6 protein-coding genes are annotated in these 7,496 nt (G+C 62.9%); 5 read left to right on the top strand and 1 reads right to left on the bottom strand.

Annotated elements, in window-relative coordinates:
- Both Q0C59_RS17375 and Q0C59_RS17370 read left to right on the top strand, forming a co-directional pair.
- A partial coding sequence (locus tag Q0C59_RS17375) for a circularly permuted type 2 ATP-grasp protein (RefSeq protein ID WP_291217887.1) occupies positions 1-831 on the top strand: 831 nt, incomplete at its 5' end.
- Between the two features lie 62 nt (positions 832-893).
- Positions 894-1,853 carry an alpha-E domain-containing protein gene (locus Q0C59_RS17370; protein ID WP_291217884.1) on the top strand — a complete coding sequence of 320 codons (960 nt, stop codon included), beginning with the start codon at positions 894-896 and terminating at the stop codon, positions 1,851-1,853.
- A 101-nt stretch (positions 1,854-1,954) separates the two neighbouring features.
- Here Q0C59_RS17370 and Q0C59_RS17365 read toward each other — a convergent pair whose 3' ends face one another.
- Positions 1,955-2,965 carry a virulence RhuM family protein gene (locus Q0C59_RS17365; RefSeq protein ID WP_291217882.1) on the bottom strand — a complete coding sequence of 337 codons (1,011 nt, stop codon included), beginning with the start codon at positions 2,963-2,965 and terminating at the stop codon, positions 1,955-1,957.
- A gap of 250 nt (positions 2,966-3,215) precedes the next feature.
- Between Q0C59_RS17365 and urtA the strand changes: the two genes are divergently transcribed.
- The 3 genes from urtA to urtC all read left to right on the top strand — a co-directional run bounded on the left by urtA (position 3,216) and on the right by urtC (position 7,408).
- Positions 3,216-4,514: an urea ABC transporter substrate-binding protein gene (gene urtA, locus Q0C59_RS17360; RefSeq protein ID WP_291217880.1), complete on the top strand. Its 1,299-nt coding sequence runs from the start codon at positions 3,216-3,218 to the stop codon at positions 4,512-4,514.
- 213 nt (positions 4,515-4,727) lie between these two features.
- Positions 4,728-6,278, top strand: coding sequence for an urea ABC transporter permease subunit UrtB (gene urtB, locus Q0C59_RS17355; RefSeq protein ID WP_291217878.1), 1,551 nt, complete (start codon positions 4,728-4,730; stop codon positions 6,276-6,278).
- Positions 6,275-7,408 (top strand): urea ABC transporter permease subunit UrtC, encoded by a 1,134-nt coding sequence (urtC, locus tag Q0C59_RS17350; protein WP_291217876.1) that lies wholly within the window; start codon positions 6,275-6,277, stop codon positions 7,406-7,408. The genes urtB and urtC overlap by 4 nt, the downstream gene beginning before the upstream one ends.
- The last annotated feature ends 88 nt before the right edge of the window (positions 7,409-7,496 follow it).

The raw sequence follows: 7,496 nt of genomic DNA, 5'->3' as shown, positions 1-7,496 counted from the left end.
TACCCCGACCTGCTGCTCGAAACCCTGCGCGCCGTGAGCCCGGCCACCACCGCCGAGCCCACCGTGGTGGTACTCACGCCCGGCATGTACAACAGCGCCTACTTTGAACACGCCTTCCTGGCGCAGCAGATGGGCATCGAGCTGGTGGAAGGGCAGGACCTGTTCGTCAAGGACAACTTCGTCTACATGCGCACCACGCGCGGCCCCAAACGCGTGGACGTGATCTACCGCCGGGTTGACGACGATTTCCTCGACCCCTCGGTGTTCCGCCCCACCTCCACCCTGGGCTGCGAAGGCCTGCTCAGCGTGTACCGCAGCGGCAACGTGGCGATCTGCAACGCGGTGGGCACCGGCGTGGCCGACGACAAGTCGATCTACCCCTACGTGCCCAAGATGATCGAGTTCTACCTGGGACAGAAACCCATTCTGAACAATGTGCCCACCTTCATGGGCCGCGACGCCGAAGACCTCAAGTACATGCTGGCCAACATGAAAGACCTGGTGGTCAAAGAGGTGCACGGCGCTGGTGGCTACGGCATGCTGGTGGGCCCGGCCTCCACCAAGGCCGAGATCGAAGACTTCCGCAAGGCCGTGGTGGCCAACCCCAGCGGTTACATCGCCCAGCCCACGCTCTCGCTCTCCACCTGCCCCACCTACGTGCAAAGCGGCGTGGCGCCGCGCCACATCGACCTGCGCCCCTTCGTGCTCAGCGGCAAAGAGGTGCAGATGGTGCCGGGTGGGCTCACGCGGGTGGCGTTGAAAGACGGTTCTCTGGTCGTCAACTCTTCGCAGGGTGGCGGGACCAAAGACACCTGGGTTCTGGAAGACTGAACATCGAATTGACCTGGGGTCAGATCTTCAGCTCTGACCCCATCTGAATATAGGGACCCAACATGCTGTCACGCACCGCCGACCACCTCTTCTGGATGTCCCGCTACACCGAGCGCGCGGAGAACACCGCCCGCATGCTCGACGTGAACTACCAGACCTCGCTGCTGCCGCAGTCTGCCGCTGTGGCCCAGGTGGGCTGGGAAGGGCTGCTGGTCATCAGCGAGCTCATGCCCGCCTACAACAAGAAATATGGCCAGGAAATCACGCCGCGCAACGTGCTCGACTTCATGGTGCGCGACGAGTCCAACCCCTCGAGCATCGCCACCTGCCTGAAGGCCGCGCGTGAAAACGCCCGGGCTGTGCGCGGCGCGCTCACCACCGAACTGTGGGAAACACAGAACCAGACCTGGCTCGAACTTGGCCGCATGATCAAGAGCAAGAACTTCGAGCGCGACCCCAGCGAGTTCTTCGAGTGGGTCAAGTTCCGTTCGCACCTCTCGCGCGGCGTGGCCATCGGCACCATGCTGCAAGACGAAGCGTTTCACTTCTACCGCATGGGCACCTTTCTGGAGCGCGCCGACAACACGGCGCGCCTGCTCGATGTGAAGTTCCATGCGGTGCACAGCGACTTTTTCGGCAACGCCAGCGAGCTCGATCAGGAGTACGACTTCTACCACTGGAGCGCCATCCTGCGCAGCGTGAGCGGCTTCGAGGTCTACCGCAAGGTCTACCGCGACGTGATCTCGCCCGAGCGCGTGGCCGAGCTGCTGATCCTGCGCGCCGACATGCCGCGCAGCCTGGCCGCCAGCCTGAACGAAGTGGTCAACAACCTCACCGTGGTCTCCAACGACCTGTCCGCCGAAACCCTGCGCCGCGCCGGCAAGCTCAAGGCCGACCTGCAGTACGCCCGCATCGACGAGATCCTCTCCACCGGCCTGCACGCCTTCCTCACGCAGTTCCTCGATCGTGTGAACGAGCTCGGTGGACGCATCAGCAAGGACTTTCTGGTGCCTGCGGGCTGAAGGGCGCCGACCTCAAACGACAAAGGCCAGCTTCGTGCTGGCCTTTGTTTTTTGCTAGTGTGGCTGTTGTCAGCTGCCCAGTTGGCTGCGATGCCGGTCGATCATTCTTTCGGGCGGCGTTTTAGTTTGCTCTCCAGACTTTTCAGCTCAGCCTCGTCTTGTTTGTCGGCTTGCAAAGCTTCCTGCCCTTGTCGGCGTTGATCGAAATGTGCGTACAGCGCGATCGTCGAACTCTCCATTTGTTCATGGGAAACGGACCCTGCGTGCGCGAGTACAGGGAAGCCGTTGGAGCTGATGATCTGGTCCACGTTCTGTCGCCAGAAAACCATGCGAATCTCCTGTCGGCTCTTGGTCCGAAGTTCGGCTGTCTCCAGGAAGATCACCACCAGGCGGTTCAGGGTGTCGATCTCGTCCTCGGTCAGGTAGTTCTTGGCGACCAGGATGTCCTGCTTGCGCACTTGGCCACCTTTCCAATGCAACAAGCCAAAGTTGGGATCGTTGTGGTTGGCACGGGCGGTGATGAGCTCGGCGGCAGTTTTTTGGGTGACGGCATAGAGCAGAAGGTTCTGCACCGTGGCAAAGAAGGTTTGTGTGGTTTGGTCTGTCTTGTCGTAGTCGCTGCTCAGCGCAAACAAGTCGCGCACCTTTTGATAGAAACGTTTCTCAGAAGCCCGGATGTCGCGGATGCGTTCCAGCATCTCGTCGAAGTAGTCCGGGCGGCCATCCGGGTTCTTCAGACGCTCGTCATCCATCACGAAGCCCTTGAGCAGAAATTCCTTCAGGACGGTTGACGCCCAGCGGCGGAACTGCACACCGCGCGGAGAGCGCACCCGATAGCCCACGGCCAGGATGGCATCGAGGTTGTAGATGGTCAGGGTGCGCTTCACCTCTCGAATGCCCTCGGTTTGAACTACCGAGGATTCCTCGGTAGTTGCCTCTCGGCTCAACTCGCCGTCTTCGTATAGATTCTTGAGATGCAAGCCGACATTGTCAGAACTCACATCGAACAGCTGCGCCATCTCCCGTTGGGAAAGCCAAACGGTTTGGTCTTTGGCTCGCAGCTTGATCTGGCTTTTGCCGTCTTCGGTGGTGTAGAGGATCAGATCGCTCATGGTGTCGTGGCCGGTGCTGGCGTTACAGCAGGTCTTTGGGAACTGAACTGACCGAGATTGTGACCGCTGGGTAGGTGACTACTGCCTCCTCCGAATCAGCCTCGCGCCGGCCACGTACGCCACCCGGCGTACATACGCCCCCGAGCCTCTTCCCTAGCATCCAGATGTCCGCTGAGCCATGCCCGAAGAGGGCAGCCGGCGGCGCCAACACAACCCCCTCACGGGACCCCAGGAACTCAGGAGAAGCGCCATGTCGACCACCCCAGCCACCTCAACTGCACGCCGTTTCACACTCAAGACCCTGGCTGCCGCAGCCACGGTCGCCACGCTCGGCTTCACCGGCCTGAGCGCCCACGCCCAGGAGACCATCAAGGTCGGCGTGCTGCACAGCCTCTCCGGCACCATGGCCATTTCGGAAACCGTGCTCAAGGACACGGTGCTGATGGCGATCGACGAGATCAACGCCAAGGGCGGCCTGCTGGGCAAGAAGCTCGAACCCGTGGTGGTGGACCCCGCCTCCAACTGGCCGCTCTTCGCTGAAAAGACCAAACAGCTGCTGACGCAGGACAAAGTCGCCGTGATCTTCGGCTGCTGGACCTCGGTGTCGCGCAAGTCGGTGCTGCCTGTGGTGGAAGAGGCCAACGGCCTGCTGTTCTACCCCGTGCAGTACGAAGGTGAAGAGCTGAGCAAGAACGTGTTCTATACCGGTGCCGCGCCCAACCAGCAGGCCATTCCCGCGGTGGAATACCTGATGAGCAAGGACGGCGGCTCGGCCAAGCGCTTCGTGCTGCTGGGCACCGACTACGTGTACCCCCGCACGACCAACAAGATCCTGCGCGCCTTCCTGAAGGCCAAGGGCGTGGCCGATGCCGACATCATGGAGGAGTACACCCCGTTCGGTCACTCCGACTACCAGACCATCATTGCCAAGATCAAGAAGTTTTCTTCTGAAGGCAAGAAGACGGCCGTGGTCTCCACCATCAACGGTGACTCCAACGTGCCGTTCTACAAGGAACTGGGCAACGCCGGCCTGTCCGCCAAGGACGTGCCTGTGGTCGCCTTCTCGGTGGGCGAAGAAGAGCTGCGCGGCGTGGACACCAAGCCGCTGGTGGGCCACCTGGCCGCCTGGAACTACTTCATGAGCATCAAGAGCCCGGCCAACACCGAGTTCGTGAAGAAGTGGAGCGCCTACGCCAAGGCCAAGAACATCCCCGGCCACAAGGACAGGCCGCTGACCAATGACCCGATGGAAGCCACCTACATCGGCATCAACATGTGGGCCCAGGCCGTGACCAAGGCCAAGTCCACCGACACCGACAAGGTGATCGCCGCCATGGCCGGCCAGACCTTCAAGGCACCGGGTGGCTTCACCAGCACCATGGACAAGGAAAACCACCACCTGCACAAGCCGGTGTTCATCGGCGAGATCAAGGCCGACGGCCAGTTCAACGTGGTGTGGAAGACGCCCGGCCCCGTGGTTGCGGACCCATGGAGCGACTACATCGCAGAAAACAAAGGGAAAAAGAACGTTCCCGAAATGAAGAAGTAAAGAAGCACCCCCCTGCGCCGCTCACGCGGCTTCCCCCCTCTCTGGCGCGCCTGCGGCGCTGGGAGGGGGGACGGCATCTGGGGCCGGCGGAGCCGGACCCTCGATGCCCTTGGGATGGCGGGCCTGCGCGCTACTGTGATCGCTTTTGTCGGCTTAGGAATTCACATGACGATTCGTTGGCTCCGTTTGTTGGGGCTGCTTTTGGCGATCGGGATGGGCGCAGGTGTCGCCCACGCCCTCACACCGGCCGACGCCCTGGCCCTGGTGGACGGCGACACCGATGTGCGCATCGACACCCTGAACAAGCTCGCTGCCGAGCCCGACGAGAAGGCTTCGGCCCTCATCAAGGCCATGGCCGCCGAGGCCGTGCGTGTGCAGGGCGAGCGCGTGTTCATCGTGGTGGATGACGGTGCGGTGGACGCCGTGACCGGCGAGAAGCTGGCGCTGCCCGACGACGCGGGCGACGTGATGATCAACAACCGACTGCGCAGCGCCATGGAGAGTGCGCTGGCGGGCATGGAGCTGGTGGGCGCAGCACCCGAGCGCCAGCGCGAAGCCGCGCGCACCTTGCAGCGCAGCGCTTTTGAAGAACCCGACATCAGCCAGCTTGCGCTGATCGACAAAGCGCTGGCGGGCAATCTGGATGCGCAGGCGCGCCAGAGCCTGGAGCTCGCGCAGGCCGCTGTGCTGCTCGCCAGTGAAGACCCGGCACAACGACTGGCCGCCGCGCAGAAGCTGGGCGAGGCCAAACAGCCCATCGTTCGGCCGCTGCTGCTGCAACAGATGGAGAAAGAAACCGACGCCGGTGTGAAAGCCGCGCTGGCCGACTCGCTCAAGGGCATCGACCGCATGCTCGCCCTGGGCAATACGCTGGCGCAGGCCTTCACCGGCATCAGCCTGGGCAGCATCCTGCTGCTGGCCGCGCTCGGCCTGGCCATCACCTACGGGCTCATGGGCGTGATCAACATGGCCCACGGTGAGCTCATCATGATCGGCGCCTACGCCACCTGGCTGGTGCAGGTGTTCTTTCGCCAGTCGCTGCCCGAGTATTTCGACTGGTATTTGCTCGCGGCCCTGCCAATTGCATTCACCGCCTCGGCGCTGGTGGGCGCGGCCATGGAACGCACGGTGATCCGTTTCCTTTACGGCCGCCCGCTGGAGACGCTGCTGGCCACCTGGGGCATTTCGCTGGTGCTCATGCAGGCCGTGCGCAGCCTCTTCGGCGCGCAAAACGTGGGCGTGGAGAACCCGAGCTGGATGAGCGGTGGCGTGACCTTTCTGGGCAACCTCAACCTGCCGTGGAACCGCATCATCATCATCGGCTTTGCGGTGGCCGTGCTGGTGGGCGTGACGCTCATGATCACCAAAACCCGCCTGGGTCTCTTCGTTCGCGGGGTCACGCAAAACCGGCCGATTGCTTCGTGCATGGGCGTGAACACCGCGCGCATCGACACCTACGCGTTCGCACTCGGCTCGGGCATTGCAGGCCTGGCCGGCTGCGCGCTCAGCCAGATCGGCAACGTCGGCCCCGACCTCGGCCAGAGCTACATCGTGGACTCGTTCATGGTGGTGGTGCTCGGCGGCGTGGGCCAGATTGCCGGCACGGTTTACGCCGCGCTCGGCCTGGGCATGCTCAACAAGTTCATTGAGGGCTGGGCCGGCGCCGTGCTGGCCAAGATCGCGGTGCTGGTCTTCATCATCATCTTCATCCAGAAGAGACCCCAGGGCATCTTTGCCATGAAGGGCCGGAGCGCAGAAGCATGAGCACCCCACCCAACGTCCCTGCGGCTGTGTCGCTGCCCCAGCCCGGCCCCTTGCTCACCCGCACCGGCTGGAGCGCCTTCGTCGTTGCCCTGTTGGTGGTCTGCGCCGTGGCGCCTCTGCTCAACCTCCTCATGCCCGAAGGCAGCGCCTTCCACCTGAGCGACTACATGGTCGGCCTGCTCGGCAAGATCATGTGTTACGCCATCTGCGCGCTCGCCATGGACCTGATCTGGGGCTACACCGGCATCCTCAGCCTGGGCCACGGCCTGTTCTTTGCGCTCGGTGGCTATGTGATGGGCATGTACCTCATGCGCCAGATCGGCCTGGACGGCAACTACAAGAGCGAGCTGCCCGACTTCATGGTGTTCCTCGACTGGAAGGAACTGCCGTGGCACTGGGCGCTGAGTGACAGCTTCATCGCCACGCTGCTGCTCATCGTGCTGGTGCCGGGTGTGGTGGCGTTTGTGTTCGGCTACTTTGCGTTCCGCTCGCGCATCAAGGGCGTGTATTTCTCCATCATCACGCAGGCCCTCACCTTTGCCGCGTTGTTGCTCTTTTTCCGCAACGAGACCGGCTTTGGCGGCAACAACGGCTTCACCGATTTCAAACGCATCCTCGGCATTCCGCTGGCCACACCCAGCATGCGCATGACGCTGTTCATCATCACCGGCCTCACGCTGCTGGGCTTTTACTTGTGGGCGCGCTGGCTGGTCAACAGCAAGTTCGGCCGCGTGCTGCAGGCCGTGCGCGACGCTGAAAGCCGCGTCATGTTCTGCGGCTACAACCCGCTGCCCTACAAGCTCACCATCTGGACCATCTCGGCCGTGATGTGCGGCATTGCCGGCGCGCTGTATGTGCCGCAGGTCGGCATCATCAACCCCGGCGAGATGAGCACGGCCAACAGCATCGAGATCGCGATCTGGGCCGCGGTGGGCGGGCGCGCCACACTCATCGGCCCCATCGTCGGCGCCTTCATCGTCAACGGCGCCAAGAGCTGGCTCACCGTGAGCTTTCCCGAGTACTGGTTGTATTTCCTGGGCGTGTTGTTCATCGTGGTCACGCTCTTCATGCCGCAGGGTGTGGTGGGTCTGGTGAAGAAGCTTCGTGGCGCCAAGGGAGAACGCGCATGACGCCCGACCTGATGGAAGAGGGCGCCCAGCGCCTGCAGAAGATTGCGGCTGCCGGCGCGACCGGCAACACCGAATCGGGTGGTCGCTC

Origin of the sequence: Hydrogenophaga sp., assembly GCF_022844385.1 — a bacterium.
In the GTDB taxonomy this organism is placed as follows: Bacteria; Pseudomonadota; Gammaproteobacteria; order Burkholderiales; family Burkholderiaceae_C; genus Hydrogenophaga.
This window is presented reverse-complemented; position numbering and strand designations above follow the sequence as displayed.

Coding starts and splice junctions, on each gene's coding strand:
- urtB (WP_291217878.1), top strand. CDS start 4,728: ATGGGCGCAGGTGTCGCCCACGCCCTCACACCGGCCGACGCCCTGGCC.
- urtA (WP_291217880.1), top strand. CDS start 3,216: ATGTCGACCACCCCAGCCACCTCAACTGCACGCCGTTTCACACTCAAG.
- urtC (WP_291217876.1), top strand. CDS start 6,275: ATGAGCACCCCACCCAACGTCCCTGCGGCTGTGTCGCTGCCCCAGCCC.
- Q0C59_RS17370 (WP_291217884.1), top strand. CDS start 894: ATGCTGTCACGCACCGCCGACCACCTCTTCTGGATGTCCCGCTACACC.
- Q0C59_RS17365 (WP_291217882.1), bottom strand. CDS start 2,965: ATGAGCGATCTGATCCTCTACACCACCGAAGACGGCAAAAGCCAGATC.